Source organism: Massilia sp. 01N410 (genome assembly GCF_056399665.1).
The window spans coordinates 41,672-58,634 of record NZ_JBFTRV010000013.1; the positions used below are offsets into that span (position 1 = coordinate 41,672).

Below are 16,963 nucleotides of genomic sequence, written 5' to 3' on the forward strand. Positions count from 1 at the left end.
ATCACAAATAGGTTGGTGATGGACCAAAAGTGGCCTCAGGAAATCTGGCTGGTCAGGCATGGGCAGAGTGCGGGCAACGTCGCGCGCGATGCCGCCGAAGCCGCGGCCGGACTGCACATCGACATCGCCGAGCGCGATGTCGACGTGCCGCTCTCCGAGCTCGGCCGGCAGCAGTCGGAAGCGCTGGGCGCCTGGTTCGCGGCCCTGCCTCCGCACGAGCAGCCCAGCGTCGTGCTGCACTCGCCCTATGTGCGCGCGGTGCAGACGGCCGCCATCCTGATGCAGCGCCTGGACCGCGACGAACTGCTCGCGGTGCACGCCGACGAACGCCTGCGCGAAAAGGAATTCGGCATCCTCGACCGCCTGACCGTGCTCGGCATCAAGGAGCAATATCCCGACCTGTATGAACAGCGCCGCCACGTCGGCAAGTTCTATTTCCGACCGCCCGGCGGCGAGAGCTGGTGCGACGTCATCCTGCGCCTGCGCAGCGTGCTCGACACCCTCACCCGCGAATACTGCCGCGAGCGCGTGCTGATCGTCGGCCACCAGGTCATCGTCAACTGCTTCCGCTATCTGCTGGAGCGCATGGACGAAGCCGCCATCCTCGAACAGGATCGCGCCGGCGACGTGCCGAACTGCTCGGTCACCTCCTATTCCTTCGACCCGTCGCTGGGCAAGCGCGGCAAGCTCGCCGTGCGGCTGGTCAATTTTGTCGCGCCGCTCGAAGCTACCGGAACCCCCGTCACCACCGGCAAGGATGTGCCGACGGCGGCCAAGGCTTGAGGCGACCTCCACCATGACGCTGCACACCCATGCCCGGCCGCGCGACCTCGATGCAAGCCTGCTGCGCAGCTGGCCGCTGCCGATGCCGTCTTTCGATGCCGACAAGGAGGAGCGCGGCCACGTGCTGATCCTCGGCGGCTCGCGCGAGATGCCGGGCGCCGTCATCCTGGCCGCCGTCGCCGCCCTGCGCGCCGGCGCCGGCAAGCTGACGGTCGCCACCGGCAACAGCGTGGCCCAGCTGGTCGCGCTGGCGATTCCCGAATCCCGCGTGCTGGGGCTGGCCGAGAACGAAGCCGGCGGCTTCACGGTCGAAGCCGTGGCCGCCCTCGATCCGCTGGCCGACCGCATCAACGCCATCCTGATCGGTCCCGGCATGCAGGACGAGGCCGCCACCGCGCGCCTGGTGCATGCCCTGCTGCCGCGCCTGCAAGGCACGGAAACCAGCATCATCCTCGACGCCGATGCGATGGGCGCGATCCTGCATCCGCCGTCCGGCGCCAACCCGCCCTTCCGCTTCGGCGTTCCTGTCCTGGTGACGCCGCACGCGGGCGAGATGGCGCACCTGACCGGCATCCCGAAGGAAAGAATCGCCGACGGCGACGACCGGCTCGCCCTGGAGATGGCGCTGCGCTGGAACGCGGTGGTCACGCTGAAGGGTGCGCGCACCGTGATCGCCACGCCGCAGGGCGAGCGCTGGCAGCACGAAGGCGGCAACGCCGGGCTCGGCACCTCGGGCTCGGGCGACGTCCTGGCCGGCATCATCGCCGGACTGGCGGCACGCGGCGCCGAGCTCGCCCAGGCGGCGGGCTGGGGCGTGGTCCTGCATGCGCGCGCCGGCAACCGGCTCGCGGCGCGCCTGGGCAGGCTCGGTTATCTGGCGCGGGAACTGGCGGACGAAGTCCCCGCGCTGCTCGAACAAGCCGCCGGCGATGCTGCCGACGCGGCATCACGGCCATCCGGCAGTTTCGCCGGGGGGAAGGGCTGAACCCTGACGGTTCGGCTCTTATCTGAAAGAAGTGTGCAATTCGGCGCACCGGCAGAACCATGCAGGGAAGCCGGAGTCGAATTCGTACACCACACGGGGCCGCGTATTGCGTCGGCTCCCTGAGGTTCCCTGACGGGACTAAAAGTTCCGCTGGAAACCAAACTGGCGTCGTCGACCCTCCAGCGCCTCACCCTGGAGACGGCGGCAAAAAAAGTAGACGTGAACGAGGAGTAAAACAAATGAAAGCTCTTAGCAACGCATCGAAGATTCTGTTTGCCGCAGCCCTGATGGCAAGCCTGGCGGCTTGCAAGAAAAACGACACCACCAGCACGACCGGCACCGGCGACACGTCGGCCACCGCGCCGAGCAGCACTTCGGGCACCAGCGGCACCGGCAGCACCGGCGCAGCGGGTAGCACCGGCACCGGCGCAGGCAGCACCGGCAGCACCGGCGCAACCGGCACCATGGGCGATACCGGCACCGGCGCAACCGGCACCGGCACCACCGGCACCGGCACCACGCCGCCGGTCGACAGCACCGGCACCGGCACGGGCACAACCGGCACGGGCACCACGGGCACCGGCACCACCGGCACCGGTACGACGGGCACCGGCACCAGCGGCCACTAATCGGCCATTGAGCGGCCACCCAGGCGGCGGAGGCAAAGCGGCTCGAGTGCCAGCCGTCCGCCGGACACGACGAAAAAAGGCCTGCGCGAGCAGGCCTTTTGCATTGAGACACGACGCTTGCGCCGGCGAACCGGCGCAGCGGATCAGGCAGCCACCGGACCGCGGCGGCCGGTCGCGAAGCGTCCCACCTTGACGATCATGCGGAACACGAAGCGCACCAGCACGATGGTCAGGATCGCTTCGACGAAGGTCATCACGAAGGCCGGCAGCGCCGAGAAGCGCGCCACGCGGCGGTGGAACTTGGCGCCCATGCGGTCGCGGGCGATCTCGATGCTGTCGTAGAAGGTCGGCACGACCAGCAGGGTCAGCATCGTCGAGGTGATGGTGCCGCCGATGATGGAGATCGCCAGCGGCTGGTAGAACTCGCCCGAGTCGCCGAGGGCGAGCGCCACCGGCAGCATGCCGGCGATCAGCGCGAAGGTGGTCATCAGGATCGGCCGCAGGCGGGCGCGGCCGGCGGCCATCAGGGCCTCCTCGCGGTCCATGCCTTCGGCTTCACGGGAACGCGCCGCATCCAGCAGCAGGATCGCGTTCTTGGCCACCAGTCCCATCAGCATGATGATGCCGATGAAGCTCATCATGTTCAGGGTGCCGCCGGTCAGGATCAGCGCCAGGACCACCCCGATCAGCGACAGCGGCAGCGACATCATCACGCCCAGCGGCGCGGTGAAGGAGCCGAACTGCATCACCAGGATCAGGTACATGAGGCCGATGCCGGAGATCAGGCCGATGCCCAGGTTGGTGAACACCTCGTTCATGATCTTGCTCTGGCCGCCCACCGCCAGGCCGTAGCCCGGCGGGAAGTCCATGGTCTTGGCCAGCTTCATCGCGTCCTGCATCACTTCGCCATTCGAGCGGCCCTGGGCGTTGGCGGTGACCGTGACCACGCGCTTGCCGTCACGGTGCGAGATCGAGGCCGGACCCTTGCCCATCGTGATCTTCGCGATCTGGTCGAGCGGCACCATCATATTCGTGCCGGCCACCGGGATCGGCAGGCGCTCGATGTTGTCGGTGCCGACGCGGTCGCTCGGGTGCAGGCGCACCGCCACGTCGCGGCTCTGGCCGGTCGGGTCGACCCAGTCGCCGACCTCGATGCCGGCGAAGGCCACGCGCAGTGCGCTGGCGGCGTCGCCCACCGAGATGCCCATCGAGTTGGCCAGGCCGCGGTCCATTTCGATCTGCAGCTCGTCCTTCGGATCCTGCTGGGACAGGGTGACGTCGACCGCACCCGGTATCTGGCGCAGCTTCTCCATGTAGCGGGAGGTCAGTTCCATCAGCTTGCGCGAATCGGGACCGGTGAAGTCGAGCGACACCGGCTTGCCGTTGCCGGACAGGTCGTCCATCACGACATACTCGGCGCCCACCAGGCGGCTGACCTTGTCGCGCAGGGCCGTCGCAACCTCGGACGCGCTGCGCTTGCGTTCGCGGCGCTTGCCGATGTCGACGTAGATCGAGCCGCCGTTCACGTTGATCGAGCTGTTGGTATCCTTGGTTTCCGGCAGGGTGCGGGCGATCGCGGCCGCCTCTTCCATCTTCAGGCGCGCATACTCGACCGAGGACGAGGCCGGGGTGCGGACTTCGATCTTGATCTGGCCCTGGTCCATCTTCGGCTGGAAGGCCACGCCGCCCTTCCACATGTGCAAACCGATGGCGGCCGCCAGCGACAGCAGCGCGATCACGGCCATCGAGCGGCGGTGATGCAGGGCCCAGGCGATGACGTTGCCGTAGCGGTCAGCCTGGTGGTCGAACCAGGTATTGAATTTCGCCAGGTATTTTTCCAGGCCGCGCTTCGGCGCATGGTGGTGGCCCGGCGGGTCGCCCCAGAAGGCCGACATCATCGGGTCCAGCGTGAACGAGATCAGCAGCGACACGGCAACCGAGCAGGTCACGGTCAGGGCGAAGGGACGGAACCATTCGCCGGCGATGCCGCCCATGAAGGCGACCGGAATGAACACGGCCATGATCGAGAAGGTGGTCGAGGCCACGGCCATGCCGATCTCGGCGGTGCCGTTCAGGGCCGCGGTACGGCGGTCCTCACCGTTCTCCATGTGCCGCACGATGTTTTCCCGCACCACGATCGCGTCGTCGATCAGCACGCCGATCGCCAGCGACAGCCCGAGCAGGGTCATGAAGTTGAGCGTGAAGCCGCACAGCCAGACCGCGATGAAGGCCGCCAGCACCGAGGTCGGCAGCGACAGCGCGGTGATCAGGGTCGAGCGCCAGGAGTTCAGGAAAGCGTACACCACGAAGATGGTCAGCACGGCGCCGAATACCAGCGACTCGATGACGTTGTTCAGGCTGTCCTGGGCCGACTTGCCGCCGTCCCAGGTGACTTCCAGCTTAGTGCCGGGCGGCAACTCCTTCTGCACCTCTTCGATCATCGCGTTGACCTTCTTGGCGATGGTCACCGTGGACGCTTCGCGGGAGCGCACGATGTAGATGCCGACGTCGGGCTTGCCGCTGCGGATCGACAGATTGTCGACGTCGGCGAAGCCGTCCTTGATGTCGGCCACCTGGTTCAGGCGCACCACGGTATCGCCGTTGCGCTTGACCACGACCTGCGAGAAGTCCTCGGGCCGGTCGATGCGGCCGACCAGGCGGATGCCCTTCTCGTCCAGCGGACCGCGCACCTTGCCGACCGGCGCATTGGTGTTCTGGCGTCCCAGCGCATTCGTGACATCGGTCACCGAAACATTGAATTCACGCAGCTTTTGCGCATGCAGCAGCACCGACAGTTCGCGCTTGAGCGAACCGCCGACCTGCACGTCGGCCACGCCGTCGATGCCGCGGAAGCGGTCGGCCAGCACGTCCTCGGCCAGGCGCGACAGTTCGGCGTGGCTCTGGGTGGTCGAGGTCAGCGACAGGTTCATGATCGGCTGGGCCGAGGGATCGACCCGGCGCAGCACCGGCTCGCGCATCTCGATCGGCAGCTTGTAGCGCACCGCGGCGATCGCGTTGCGCACGTCGTCCGCCGCCTCGATCAGGTTACGCTTGAAGTCGAACTGCAGCACGATGGTGGCGCTGCCCTCGTTGGCGTAGGCGCGCGCTTCGGTCACGCCGCTGACGGCCTGCATCTGCTTCTCGAGGCGGTTGACGATCTCGCGTTCGCTGGTCTCGGGCGAGGCGCCCGGATACGGGACGGTCACGACCAGGATCGGAATCTGCACGTCCGGCTCGTTGTTCACGCGCAGCTTGGACAGGGCGTACAGGCCCATGCACATCATCGCGATGATGAGCACGATCGTGGCAACCGGCTTCTTGACGCTGAAATTGGAAAGGAACATGGAGGCTTATCCTTATTGTTTCCCTTGGGCCTGGCCGTTGCCGGCGCTCGCAAGCGCTTGCGCCTTGGCGGCCGCCAGCTCGATCTTCTGGCCGTCCTTCAGGCTGGCGCTCGGGTGGCGCAGCACGGCATCGCCGGCCGCCAGGCCGCCCTTGATCTCGAAGTCGCCGGTGCGCGGATCGCGCGTGCCCACCGTCAGGTCGGCCCTGGCCAGGGCATTGCCCTTGAGCTTCCAGGCATAGGTCTTGTCGCCGGCCTTGACCATCGCCGATTCCGGCAGGGTCAGGGCGTCGCTCATTTCGGCGTCGACGCGGCCTTCGGCGTACAGGCCGGCCACGCTCGGCTGCTTGCCGCCGTTGAAGCCGACCAGCACCTCGACCTGGCGGGTGACGTCGTTGGCGGACGGGTCGATGCGCTTGACGATGCCGCTGAACTGTTGCTCACCATAGCCGTTGACGCGGAACATGACCGGCTGGCCGACTTTCACGGCGGCGATCTTGTCGGCCGAGACGCGGCCTTCGAAGCGCATCGAGGTCGGGTCGATGACTTTCAGCAGTTCCTTGCCGATGGCGGCCGTGTCGCCGGCCGACACCTTGCGGTCGGACACGATGCCGTCGAAGGGTGCGCGGACCACGGTGCGGCCGACCTGCTGGCGGGCCGTCGCCACGCGCGCGCGCGCGGCCGAGACTTCGCTCTGGGCGGTGTTGCGGCGCACTTCGGCGTCGTCCAGGGCCTGGGCCGAGGTCATGCCGGAGGCGCGCAGGGTCTTCAGGCGGTCCAGTGCGCGGGTCGACTGCTCGAAAGCCTGGTCGGCCGCGCGTGCGGAGGCTTCGGCCGACATCAGGGTGTCGCGGATCGAGGTCTCGTCGAGCTTGACCAGTACGTCGCCGCGCTTGACCGGCTCGCCGTTTTCCTTCAGCACCTGCAGCACGACGGCCGAGACTTCCGCGCGCAGGTCGGCCTTGCGTTCCGGCTGGATCGAGCCGGTGATCACGGGTCCCGAAGCGAGCGCATTGCTCTGCACCGTCAGCACGTCTTCCGGCGACACCAGCAGCTGCACGGCCTTGCCATCCTTCTTGGCATCGGCCTGCGCAGTCGCGGTTTCCGGCTTGGCGGGTTCCTTGGGACCTTTACCGCAGGCGGCGAGCGCCGAGGCAATGGCAAGGACGAGTAGGGTTTTGCGCAGCATTTCGTGGATCTCCCGGGTGGACTCGTACGCTGTAAATATAAGAATATGAAAAACCAGCGCGCAGTATCCGTGAGGCGGTTTGGGCCGTCAATCGGGGATCGGCAGAGCGTGGTTTTCGTGGGATGAACTGCGTATTCGTGCGACGAACTGCAGTTGGCAGAGATGAAATGCGTCCGGAAGTGGACAGTGGGCGGACAGGCGGACGTCCGGGTGAAACGTTGCGGAAGCTCGACGAACTTGGGTCCCCGCCTTCGCGGGGACGACGGCTCGAGCATTGTCGTCCCCGCGAAGGCGGAAGAGTGTCCCCGGCACTCTTCCGCCAAGTTGACTCTAAGCTTTTATTTCACAAACAAGTGATAAACCACATTCCCCATCAAAACCCCGGTAACGATCCCGCCCCCGATCTCGACCAGGGTATGCCCCATGCGCTCGCGAAGCGTACGGTGGCCGCTGTCCCCGCTCCCTGCGGCCAGGCGGTTGATGGCGGCGGCCTGGCGGCCGACGTGCTGGCGCAGGCTGTTGGCGTCGATCATCACGATGAAGCACAGGGTGACCGCCACGCCGAAGGCCGGGTGGCCGATGCCCTCGCGCAGGGCGATCAGGGTCGCCATGCTGGTCACGGTGGCGCTGTGGTTGCTCGGGAAGCCGCCGTTGCCGACCAGGTTGAAGGCCCAGCGCCGCTGGCGCGCGCTATTGATCAGGAATTTGATCGGTCCGACCACCAGCCAGGTCAACAGCGGGGTCAGCAGGTAAGTGAAATCCATGTGAGTTCCGAAGGTTAGTACAAAAATAATGCCGGGCAACATTATCGCAGAAGCTATGCGCCTGCCACAGTGAGAAACTTGTAATATCCTGTCCAGTGTGGTTTATCAGACAACGCAGCATACAGGGAGAAGTCGATGCAACATTTCAAGCTGTCATTCGTGGTGACGGTCGTCCTGCTGGCGCTGGCCGCCTGGTGGGGCTACAGCCACGGCGGCACCGGCGGTCTGCTGCAGGCCTTGTGGATCGCGGCGGTGCTGGGCGTGCTTGAAGTCTCGCTTTCCTTCGACAACGCGGTGGTGAATGCCTCCGTGCTGCGCAACTGGAACGCATTCTGGCAAAAACTTTTCCTGACGGCCGGCATCCTGGTGGCCGTATTCGGCATGCGCCTGCTGTTCCCGCTGCTGATCGTCTCGGTGGCGACCGGCCTCGGCCTGATCGACGTCTGGCACATGGCCACCAGAACACCCGACGAGTACGCGCGCATCCTGACCGCCCAGCACGCCGAGGTGGCGGCCTTCGGCGGCGCCTTCCTGCTGCTGGTCTTCCTCAACTTCCTGTTCGACGAGGAAAAGGAACTCCACTGGCTGGGCTGGATCGAAGAAAAAGTCGGCCAGTTCGGCAGCGAAGGCCTGGCCGTCCTGCTGACCCTGCTGGCCGTGTTCGGCTGCATGAGCCTGATGCCCCAGCAAGCCAAGCTGCCGGTGCTGATCGCCGGCGTGGTCGGCGTCATCGTCTACGTGGGCGTGAACTGGTTCAGCGGCCTGCTCGAAGAGGAGGAATCGGACCCGGCGGTGGGCAAGCTGATTTCGCAGGGCAGCATCGGCGGCTTCCTCTACCTCGAGGTGCTGGATGCCTCGTTCAGCTTCGACGGCGTGATCGGCGCCTTCGCCATCACCAACGACGTCGTCATCATCATGCTGGGCCTGGCCATCGGCGCGATGTTCGTGCGTTCGCTCACCGTGTTCCTGGTGCACAAGGGCACGCTGGAAGAATTCGTCTACCTCGAGCACGGCGCCCACTACGCGATCGGCATCCTGGCCCTGATCATGTTCGCCAGCGTCGAATACGAGATTCCGGAATGGTTCACCGGACTGTCCGGCATCGCCTTCATCCTGGTCTCGCTGTGGTCCTCGATCCGCTACAAGCGGCGCGAGGAACTCGGATCGGCCTGAGTTCAACCCACATTCAACCCAAAACGAAAGGAAACCATATGGCGATCAGTCTGCAAAAAGGCGGCAACGTCAACCTGTCCAAGGAAGACCCGACCCTCAAGAAAGTCATCATCGGCCTGGGCTGGGATCCGCGCGCCAGCGACGGCGCCACCTTCGACCTCGACGGCAGCGCCTTCCTGCTGCGCGGCGACGGCAAGGTGCGCGGCGATGCCGACTTCATCTTCTACAACAACCTGCAGTCCACCGACGGCTCGGTCAAGCACACCGGCGACAACCGCACCGGCCAGGGCGAAGGCGACGACGAACGCCTGCTGGTCGACCTGACCCGGGTGCCGCCGGAGATCGAGAAGATCGCCTTCTCCGTGACCATCCACGAAGCCGACCAGCGCCGCCAGAACTTCGGCCAGGTGGGGCGCGCCTTCATCCGCTGCCTGAACGCCGAGGGCGAGCGCGAGATCGCGCGTTACGACCTGTCCGAAGACAGCTCGACCGAGACCGCGATGATCTTTGGCGAACTCTACCGCTACGGCAGCGAATGGAAGTTCCGCGCCGTCGGCCAGGGCTATAACGGCGGCCTGGGTCCGCTGGCACGCTCCTTCGGCGTCAACGTCTGAGCTTCAGGGTCTGAAACACCGTCCGGCACGCCTGCCGGACATGAGCTTTTGACAATTCGCGCGCTCATCGTCAGAATGGGCGCCGGATTCACTTACCCTCGCGACCATGCCATCGACCTTCCCGCGCCGCACCAGCGTCCTCCTCGCCTCCGTCGTCGTTGCCGCCATCGTGCTGTTCGCGCTCTACATGGCGATCGTGCTGCACTGGTCGTATTCCGAAGGCGAACGCGCCGGCTACCTGCAGAAACTGTCGCGCAAGGGCTGGCTGTGCAAGACCTGGGAGGGCGAGATCCTGCTGTCCAGCATGCCGGGCGCCATCCCCGAGCGTTTCGCCTTCACGGTGCGCGACGAAAACGTGGTCAAGCAGTTGCAGGCGGCCATGGGCCAGCGCGTCCAGCTCAGCTATGCCCAGCACGTCGGCCTCCCGACCAGCTGCTTCGGCGAAACCAGCTATTTCGTCGAGAAAGCCGTGGTCGGCGGCCAAAATCCGGTATCGCCGAACCCCGGCAGCTGATACGAAAAAAGAATCACAGAGCCATCTTCCCAAGCTTTTCGATATATCTGTGGCAACGCGGCAAGCAAGAGGGCGCAGGATGAAAGAGTGGGCTGCGGGAATGGCGCTGGCATGGGCGGCGATGGATGCGGCGCAGGCCTCCACCATCGTCGACTACGCGCTGCTGCGTCCAGAAGGACGGCGCCACTACCTCGTGGTCGAACCCGACCGGCTGGCGCGCGACAACCGCCCCACCGTCATCCTGCTGCACGGACATGGCGCCTCGGCCGCCTTCATGGTCGGCCTCGCTTCCTTCGGCACCTATCGCTCCCAGGACTGGATCCGGCTCGCCGAACGCGAGCGCGTGATGCTGATCGCGCCGGACGGCATCAAGGGCAGCGACGGCAAGCAGGCCTGGAACGATTGCCGCCTCGATGCCGCCAGCAACGCCACCAGCGACGACGTCGGCTTCATCGCCGCCCTGATCGACACCGCGGTCAACGAGCTCGGCGCCGATCCCGAGCGCATCTACGTGTACGGCAGCTCGAACGGCGGCGGCATGGCCTACCGCCTCGGCATCGAACTGGCGCCGCGGCTGGCGGCGATCGGCGTGCAGAGCGCCCTGATGGCGATGCAGACGCGCTGCCGGGCGCCCGCGCATCCGATCTCGGTGTTCGCCTCGCACGGCACCGCCGACGAGATCGCGCCCTACAATGGCGGCCGGGTCGGCCACTGGCTGCTGCGCGACCGCGGCAGCGGCATCAGCGCCGAGGAATCGGTGGCCGTGTGGCGCCGCCTGGCCGGCCTGCCGGAGACGCCGCTCAGCTTCCGCATGCCGCACCTGCAATCGTCCGACCCGACCTCGGCCACGCGCTATGTCTGGGGCAACGATCCGGCGCGCTTGCAGATCCAGTTCATGCGTATCGACGGCGGCGGCCACACGGCTTCGTCCAAGGTCGAGGAACTGCCGTGGATCCTGCGCAAGATCGTCGGCAATATGAACCACGACGTCGATACGGCCGAAGAGGCCTGGAACTTCTTCAAGGACAAACGGGTCAACGGCCCCCGCTGACCGGCATCCTCAGCTCGCAGGCGAAGCTGCCGTCGGCCTCCATGCGCCAGTTGCGCGGATAGTATTCCACGCAGGGCCTTGTGTCGCAGGTATAGCCGCTGGCCGGCAGCCATTCGCGCAACAGGGTCTGCCAGGCGGCCGGGATCTCCCAGGCCTGGCCGGCGAACTGCGCCACCGCATAGGTCCCGCCCGGCAGCACCGTGAGCGCGGTCCCGGCCGGGGCCGCATAGTCCTCGCCGACCTCGACGCCGGCATCGTAGCGGCAGTCCTGCGGCGGGGTGGTAGTGGGATCGTCGAGGGCGATGCCATAGGTGGGCTCGCCCAGCAGGCCCTGGCGCTCCAGCCAAGGGGTGACGGTCTCGCCCCAGAAGCGGCCGATCTCCGGGCCGTAGGGGCCGATCTTGCGCAGGGTGGCGATCCGCACCGGCGGCAGGGTGACGATGGCGACGTCCATTCCGGTTCTCCTCGTTCGTGTGAAAACCGCGATTCTAGGTCAGGACCTGTTCCGCCTGAACTGGAAGATCCGACAGGTAGGTAGGGGCACCCCGTGCCCACCCTACGCGCACTCAGCTCTCGCCGCGCTGCTTGGCGACCGCCTCGGCCAGCCGCGCCGCCGCCTGCTGGGCCGACGGCAGTTGCGAGAAGCGTCCCAGCACTTCGCGCGCCAGGTCGGCCGATTCGGCGCGCTGCTTGGCCTCGGCCTGGCGGGCGTCGATCTGTTCGCGCAGCGCGCCCAGTTCCGCCACCTGCTCTTCCTGGCGCACCGATTCCAGTTCCACCAGGCGGCGCTTGGCATCGGCCATTTCCTGGGTCGCCTGCAGCGACTTGCGCTGCATGTCGGCGGCCTGCTGGGCGTGTTCCAGCAATGCGCGCTGGGCGTCGCGCTTGTCCATCGCGGCGCGGGCGGCGGCCTGCTCGGCCTGCTCGCGGGTCTGCGCCAGTTGGGCCCGTTCTTCCTCGGCCTTGGCGCGCGCCTCGGCAGCAAGCACGGCCGCGTGTTCGGACGCCAGGCGGGCCGCGGCGGCCTCGTTGGCGCGGGCGTCGGCAGCGGCCTGCTGGCGCTGGGCCGACAGCTTCTGTTCCAGCAGCAGCAGGGCTTCGCGGGCGGCGTCGGCCCCCGCCTGCTCGGCGGCCAGCAGCTCCTCGGCCAGGGCCTGCTGGCGGGCTTCGTGTTCGGCGCGTTCGGCCTGGGCCCGTGCCAGCTCGGCGGCGCGCTCCATCCGCAGGTGCTCGGCAGCGGCGGCCGCTTCCTCATGCGCGGCCTGCTGTTCGGCATGGAGTGCCGCCTGGCGCTGGGCTTCCACCGCCGCCTGGCGGGCCGCCAGCGTACCTTGTTCGGATTCAAGCTGGGCGCGCAGCAGCGCCGCTTCTTCCTGTTCGGCGGCAATGCGCGCCTGGGCGGCGGCGGCCAGTGCGCGTTCCGCTTCCTGGCGCTCGTTCAGGGCGGCCAGCGCTTCTTCCTCGACCCGCAGGCGTTCGCGCTCGGCGCCGGCCAGCGCCTCGGCTTCCAGGGCGCGGCGCTCGGCCAGGCGGGCCGCTTCGCGCTGCAGCGCGGCCTGTTCGGCTTCATGCGCCAGGCGGGCCTGTTCGGCGCCGTTTTCCGCCGCGCGCGCCTCGGCCGCGGCGCGCGATGCCGCTGCGCGCTCATCCAGCAGCGCGCGTTCGCGTTCCTGCTGTTCGGCTTCCAGTGCGGCCGCCTCGACCGCCCGGCGGTCGACCTCGGCCCGCAAGCGCGCCTGTTCGGCGGCCGCGCGTTCGGCATCCAGGCGGGCCTGGGCCTGGGTTGCTTCGTCCTCCTCGGCCTGGGCGCGCGCGAGCGCCGTCTCGCGCAGCTTGCGGTCGGCTTCGATGCGCGCTTCGGTGGCGGCCAGGATCCGGCTTTCCGCATCGCGCCGCGCCGCCAGCGCGGCCAGCGCCATCTCTTCCATGCGCTCGCGGTGCACGGCGGCGTCGCGCAATTCCTTCTCGGTCTGCAGGCGCATGCGCAGCGACTGCGCGGCGGTGCGCTCGTACTCGGCCTGGGCCTGGGCGATAGCCTCGCGCTCCTGTTCGATGTGGGCCAGGGCGCGCGCTTCTTCCAGTGCCCTCGCCTCGGCGGCGGCGCGCGCGAAGCTGGACGCCAGCGCGACCTGGTCGGCGCGCTCGCGCTGCAGGGCCAGCTCGAGCGCCTCGGCTTCGGCTTCGGCCAGCTTTTCCGCGGTCTGGCGCGCGGCCTTCTCGGCGCGCTCGCGTTCGCGCGCCAGGATCGCCACGCGCGCATCGGCGCTGGCGCTGTGGCTGACTTCTTCGCGCGCGGCGTGCACGGCGGCGACCCGCTCGGCGGCCTGCAGGCGCGCCTGTTCGGACTGCAGCGCCAGCTCTTCGGCTTGACGCGCCACGCGCTCGGCGATCTCGGCGTCGGCCCGGGCCTGTTCCTCGGCGCGGCGGCGTGCCTCTTCCTGGGCCCGCGCGCGCGACTCGGCGTCGAGGCGGATCTGGGTATCGGCTTCGACGCGGGCGCGCAGCTCGGCGGTTTCCTGGCGCATCGCGTCGAGGCGCTCGGCGGCGGCCCTGGCGGCGGCGCGCAGGGTGTCGATGCGGTCGCGGTTGGCCTCGATCGCCTCTTCCGAGGCCTGGACATTCGCCAGTGCGGCGGCGGCGGCTTCGGCGTCGATCGCGGCGCGCTCCTCGGCCAGGCTGCGGGCGCGGGCTTCGGCATGGGCGCGGTTCTCGGCCGCCACCGCCGCCTTGGCCTCGGCCTCGACCCGCGCGATGCCCTCCTGGATGGCGCGCTTCTCGAGCTGTTCGCGCTGCGGCTCGACGCCGGGTGCGGCGTGCTCCTGGGACGCGGGCATCAGGTCGATCGTGAAATCGGCATCGTCGTGGTGGTCGGGGTGATCGGTCATGGGCTGCTCATCGGTGCGGGCGGACTGGGGCTCAGCGTGATTATGCGTCATGGCTGGAAAACGCGTCACGCCGAACTGAAGCGTGAAACCGCTGCAATTCAGCGGATTGTTTCAAACAGGCCAGAGCGGCGGCTCGTCCATCAGCGCAACCTGCTCGCGCAGCTCGAGGATGCGGTCCTGCCAGTAGCGCTGGGTATTGAACCAGGGGAAGGCGGCGGGAAAGGCGGGGTCGTCCCAGCGCATCGCCAGCCAGGCCGAATAATGGATCAGGCGCAGGGTGCGCAAGGCTTCCACCAGGTAGAGCTGGCGCGGGTCGAATTCGCAGAAGTCTTCGTAGCCGGCCAGCACGTCGGCGAGCTGCCCCACCATCTCCTGGCGCTCTCCCGACAGCAGCATCCACAGGTCCTGCACGGGCGGGCCCATGCGGCTGTCGTCGAAGTCGACGAAATGGGGACCGTCGGCGGTCCACAGCACGTTGCCGGCGTGGCAATCGCCGTGCAGGCGGACCGTCGCGACCTCGCCGGCCCGGTCGAAGCAGCGCGCGACGCCGTCCAGCGCCTGGTCGATCACGCTGGCGTAGGCGGTCAGCAGCTCGTCCGGAATGAAGCCGTGTCCAATCAGCCAGGCGCGCGGTTCGCGTCCGAAGGTGTCGAGGTTCAGCGCCGGACGCTCCATGAAGGGCTTGCGCGCACCCACCGCATGGATGCGCCCGATGAAGCGGCCGATCCACTCAAGCACCTTGGGGTCCGACAGCTCGGGCGCGCGGCCGCCGCGGCTGGGGAAGACGGCAAAACGGAAGCCGCCGAAGTGGTGCAGCGTGCGCCCGTCCAGCACGGTCGCCGGCACCACCGGTACTTCCTGTTCGGCGAGTTCCTCGGTAAAAGCGTGCTCTTCGAGGATGGCGGCATCGCTCCAGCGCTCCGGCCGGTAGAACTTGACCACCACCGGCTGGCCCTCTTCCAGGCCGACGCGGTAGACCCGGTTTTCGTAGCTGTTCAGGGCCAGCAGGCGGCCGTCGCCGTGCAGGCCGACGCTCTCGACCGCGTCCAGCACCATCAGCGGATCGAGCCGCGAGAAGGGGTGAGTTTCCGATTCATATTCCATGCCGCCATTGTAAGGCCGGCAGCACACCGGCGCACCCCTCGCCCATGATTTTGCCGAATTTATGCACCAGCACGCTTCATGACAGCAAATCTTTTCTGCAGAGAATCGAATCCCATGAAAATTTGCCGACTTTATGAATGATGATCATCGCAATGTGTGTGTGGATGCACCGAGCCCCTGATCGGTCAGGCTTACCATGGGCTAAGCGGGCATTAAGCCTGCGCTCGACAATAGCGGGCAACATGGACCTGGTTTTCCGTTTGCGCCGGACGGCATGAGCAGCTGTCCGGCGCTTTTTTCCGCCGGTCCGGGGCCGCAGGCGTTACACTGGCGGCTTCAACGAAACAGAATCACCCTGGACCACACATGCAACTCGAACAGCCCCTCACCGACAAAGAATTCGACGATCTCGACAACTTCCTGCTGTCCGACCGCAGCCCGGAAGGCGCGATGACGATGGACACCCTGCACGGCTACCTGACCGCCATCGCGATCGGCCCGGAATCCATCATGCCGGCCGAGTGGCTGCCGCGCGTGTGGGGCGAGGAAGGCGCCGCGCCCAAGTGGAAGAACCCGAAGGAAGAGCAGCGCATCGTCAACCTGATCATGCGCTTCATGAACGAAGTGCTGATCACCTTCGAGGTCGCGCCCAAGGAATTCGAGCCGCTCTACGTCGAGCACGAAGTCGAGGGCGAAACCCTGATCGACGCCGAAGCCTGGTGCTGGGGCTTCTGGGAAGGCATGGACTTGCGTCCCGGCTCCTGGGACGAGATCTGGGACTCGGAAGCCGGTCCGCTGATGCGCCCGATTTACCTGCTGGGCGCCGACGAGATCGAGGAAAGCGAGCTGGCCGAGGTCGAGGATCCGCGCCTGGCCCACAAGCTGGCCCTGGACATCGAAGCCAACCTGCCCGGCATCCACCGCTACTGGCTGCCGCGCCGCAAGGCCGCCGTCGAGACCGTGCGCCGCGAGGAGCCGAAGGTCGGCCGCAACGACGACTGCCCCTGCGGCAGCGGCAAGAAATTCAAGAAGTGCTGCGGGGCCGAGCAGGCCTGAGCGCTTTCCCCTCAGCTTCCACCTCCACCCGCCCCGTCATCACGGGGTGCAGGCTGCAGAGGTAATCGAAGGATACTCCCCGGCGCACCGTGTGGCGCCAGCTCTGCCCCGGCTTCAGGTCGCCCGACTTGATGCCGGCGGCCGCCGCGGTGACGTTGTGGACGAAGATGTCCTTGTTCACCCAGGTGATGGTGTCGCCGGGCTGCACGGCCACCACCTTCGGCGTGAAGGCCATGCCCTCGATGACCACACGATGATCAGCCGCGCCGGCGGCCGCGGCCCAGGCCATCAGGCCCAGCGCCACCACCACGGATTTCATTTCAGTTCCGCCTGGATGTGCTTCGCATGCTCCAGGTGGGCCACGAAGGCCGGCCGCACCTTGGCCAGCAGCGCCTTCAGCTCGGCATTGGACGCGTTCGGGATCAGGGTCTTGTCGAGCGCATCCAGCACCGTCTCGTGGTAGCTCACCTCGTTGTCGACATAGGCCTTGTCGAAGTCGTGGCCCGACATGCCTTTCAGGCGGTCGCGCGTGGTTTCTCCGCCCTGAGTCAGGGATTTGCTGGTGTCGTTCGCTTCCGGCGTCACGTGCAGTTTCTTGACCAGCGCCACCGCCTGCTTGTTGACGCCCGAATGGTCGGCCACCATCCGTTGGGCAAAGGCGCGCACGTCCTTGTTCCTGGTCTTCGATTCGGCCAGCTTGCCGGCATCGATGTCGACCGTATTGGCGGCAACCACGATGGCGGCGATCTGCGCATCGTTGGGATTGGCGGCGTGGGCGAGCGGCATCAGGGGCAACAGCAGCAGCGGAAGTAACTGGGCGAGCATCGTCTTCATGGCAGTCTCCATTGATATTGGGAAGTGGAACATGCCATT

Annotated in this window: 16 protein-coding genes; 8 read left to right on the plus strand and 8 right to left on the minus strand. The window is 67.2% G+C overall.

Annotation, left to right across the window (positions count from 1 at the left end; translation table 11 throughout):
- Positions 1 to 18 precede the first annotated feature (18 nt).
- The 3 genes from AC1DOP_RS17570 (at position 19) to AC1DOP_RS17580 (ending at position 2,397) form a co-directional block, all read left to right on the plus strand.
- The gene (locus AC1DOP_RS17570; RefSeq protein WP_442121629.1) at positions 19 to 783 is read left to right on the plus strand and encodes a histidine phosphatase family protein; all 765 of its coding nucleotides are present in this window, start codon (positions 19 to 21) and stop codon (positions 781 to 783) included.
- A 13-nt stretch (positions 784 to 796) separates the two neighbouring features.
- On the plus strand, positions 797 to 1,768 hold the full coding sequence (locus AC1DOP_RS17575) for an NAD(P)H-hydrate dehydratase (protein WP_477252473.1): 972 nt from the start codon (positions 797 to 799) through the stop codon (positions 1,766 to 1,768).
- 239 nt (positions 1,769 to 2,007) lie between these two features.
- On the plus strand, positions 2,008 to 2,397 hold the full coding sequence (locus tag AC1DOP_RS17580; protein ID WP_477252475.1) for a hypothetical protein: 390 nt from the start codon (positions 2,008 to 2,010) through the stop codon (positions 2,395 to 2,397).
- 143 nt (positions 2,398 to 2,540) lie between these two features.
- Here AC1DOP_RS17580 and AC1DOP_RS17585 read toward each other — a convergent pair whose 3' ends face one another.
- The 3 genes from AC1DOP_RS17585 to AC1DOP_RS17595 all read right to left on the minus strand — a co-directional run bounded on the left by AC1DOP_RS17585 (position 2,541) and on the right by AC1DOP_RS17595 (position 7,693).
- The gene (locus AC1DOP_RS17585; RefSeq protein ID WP_442121632.1) at positions 2,541 to 5,741 is read right to left on the minus strand and encodes an efflux RND transporter permease subunit; all 3,201 of its coding nucleotides are present in this window, start codon (positions 5,739 to 5,741) and stop codon (positions 2,541 to 2,543) included.
- A gap of 12 nt (positions 5,742 to 5,753) precedes the next feature.
- Positions 5,754 to 6,929, minus strand: coding sequence for an efflux RND transporter periplasmic adaptor subunit (locus AC1DOP_RS17590; RefSeq protein ID WP_442121633.1), 1,176 nt, complete (start codon positions 6,927 to 6,929; stop codon positions 5,754 to 5,756).
- Positions 6,930 to 7,267: 338 nt separating this feature from the next.
- Positions 7,268 to 7,693 (minus strand): divergent PAP2 family protein, encoded by a 426-nt coding sequence (locus tag AC1DOP_RS17595; RefSeq protein WP_442121634.1) that lies wholly within the window; start codon positions 7,691 to 7,693, stop codon positions 7,268 to 7,270.
- Between the two features lie 135 nt (positions 7,694 to 7,828).
- On the opposite strand from AC1DOP_RS17595, the gene AC1DOP_RS17600 reads away from it, so the two are divergent.
- The 4 genes from AC1DOP_RS17600 (at position 7,829) to AC1DOP_RS17615 (ending at position 11,045) form a co-directional block, all read left to right on the plus strand.
- The gene (locus tag AC1DOP_RS17600) at positions 7,829 to 8,866 is read left to right on the plus strand and encodes a DUF475 domain-containing protein (RefSeq protein ID WP_442121635.1); all 1,038 of its coding nucleotides are present in this window, start codon (positions 7,829 to 7,831) and stop codon (positions 8,864 to 8,866) included.
- 38 nt (positions 8,867 to 8,904) lie between these two features.
- Positions 8,905 to 9,480, plus strand: a complete 576-nt coding sequence (locus tag AC1DOP_RS17605) for a TerD family protein (protein ID WP_442121636.1) — start codon at positions 8,905 to 8,907, stop codon at positions 9,478 to 9,480.
- 106 nt (positions 9,481 to 9,586) lie between these two features.
- The gene (locus AC1DOP_RS17610; protein ID WP_442121637.1) at positions 9,587 to 9,994 is read left to right on the plus strand and encodes a hypothetical protein; all 408 of its coding nucleotides are present in this window, start codon (positions 9,587 to 9,589) and stop codon (positions 9,992 to 9,994) included.
- A 79-nt stretch (positions 9,995 to 10,073) separates the two neighbouring features.
- Entirely contained in the window at positions 10,074 to 11,045 is a 972-nt protein-coding gene (locus AC1DOP_RS17615) for a CE1 family esterase (protein WP_477252479.1), read from the plus strand.
- Here the strand turns inward: AC1DOP_RS17615 and AC1DOP_RS17620 are convergent.
- The 3 genes from AC1DOP_RS17620 to AC1DOP_RS17630 all read right to left on the minus strand — a co-directional run bounded on the left by AC1DOP_RS17620 (position 11,029) and on the right by AC1DOP_RS17630 (position 15,034).
- Positions 11,029 to 11,499, minus strand: coding sequence for an AraC family transcriptional regulator (locus AC1DOP_RS17620; RefSeq protein WP_442121639.1), 471 nt, complete (start codon positions 11,497 to 11,499; stop codon positions 11,029 to 11,031). The genes AC1DOP_RS17615 and AC1DOP_RS17620 overlap by 17 nt on opposite strands.
- A gap of 112 nt (positions 11,500 to 11,611) precedes the next feature.
- The gene (locus tag AC1DOP_RS17625; protein WP_477252481.1) at positions 11,612 to 13,930 is read right to left on the minus strand and encodes a coiled-coil domain-containing protein; all 2,319 of its coding nucleotides are present in this window, start codon (positions 13,928 to 13,930) and stop codon (positions 11,612 to 11,614) included.
- A 111-nt stretch (positions 13,931 to 14,041) separates the two neighbouring features.
- Entirely contained in the window at positions 14,042 to 15,034 is a 993-nt protein-coding gene (locus AC1DOP_RS17630) for a serine/threonine protein kinase (RefSeq protein ID WP_442121641.1), read from the minus strand.
- Positions 15,035 to 15,400: 366 nt separating this feature from the next.
- Here AC1DOP_RS17630 and AC1DOP_RS17635 point away from each other — a divergent pair, with 366 nt between their 5' ends.
- A complete protein-coding gene (locus AC1DOP_RS17635; protein WP_442121642.1) occupies positions 15,401 to 16,090 on the plus strand; it encodes a UPF0149 family protein in 690 nt (229 codons plus the stop codon).
- Here AC1DOP_RS17635 and AC1DOP_RS17640 read toward each other — a convergent pair.
- Positions 16,059 to 16,409 (minus strand): cupredoxin domain-containing protein, encoded by a 351-nt coding sequence (locus AC1DOP_RS17640; RefSeq protein ID WP_442121643.1) that lies wholly within the window; start codon positions 16,407 to 16,409, stop codon positions 16,059 to 16,061. The genes AC1DOP_RS17635 and AC1DOP_RS17640 overlap by 32 nt on opposite strands.
- Positions 16,406 to 16,924: a DUF4142 domain-containing protein gene (locus AC1DOP_RS17645; RefSeq protein WP_442121644.1), complete on the minus strand. Its 519-nt coding sequence runs from the start codon at positions 16,922 to 16,924 to the stop codon at positions 16,406 to 16,408. The genes AC1DOP_RS17640 and AC1DOP_RS17645 overlap by 4 nt, the downstream gene beginning before the upstream one ends.
- Between the last annotated feature and the right edge of the window lie 39 nt (positions 16,925 to 16,963).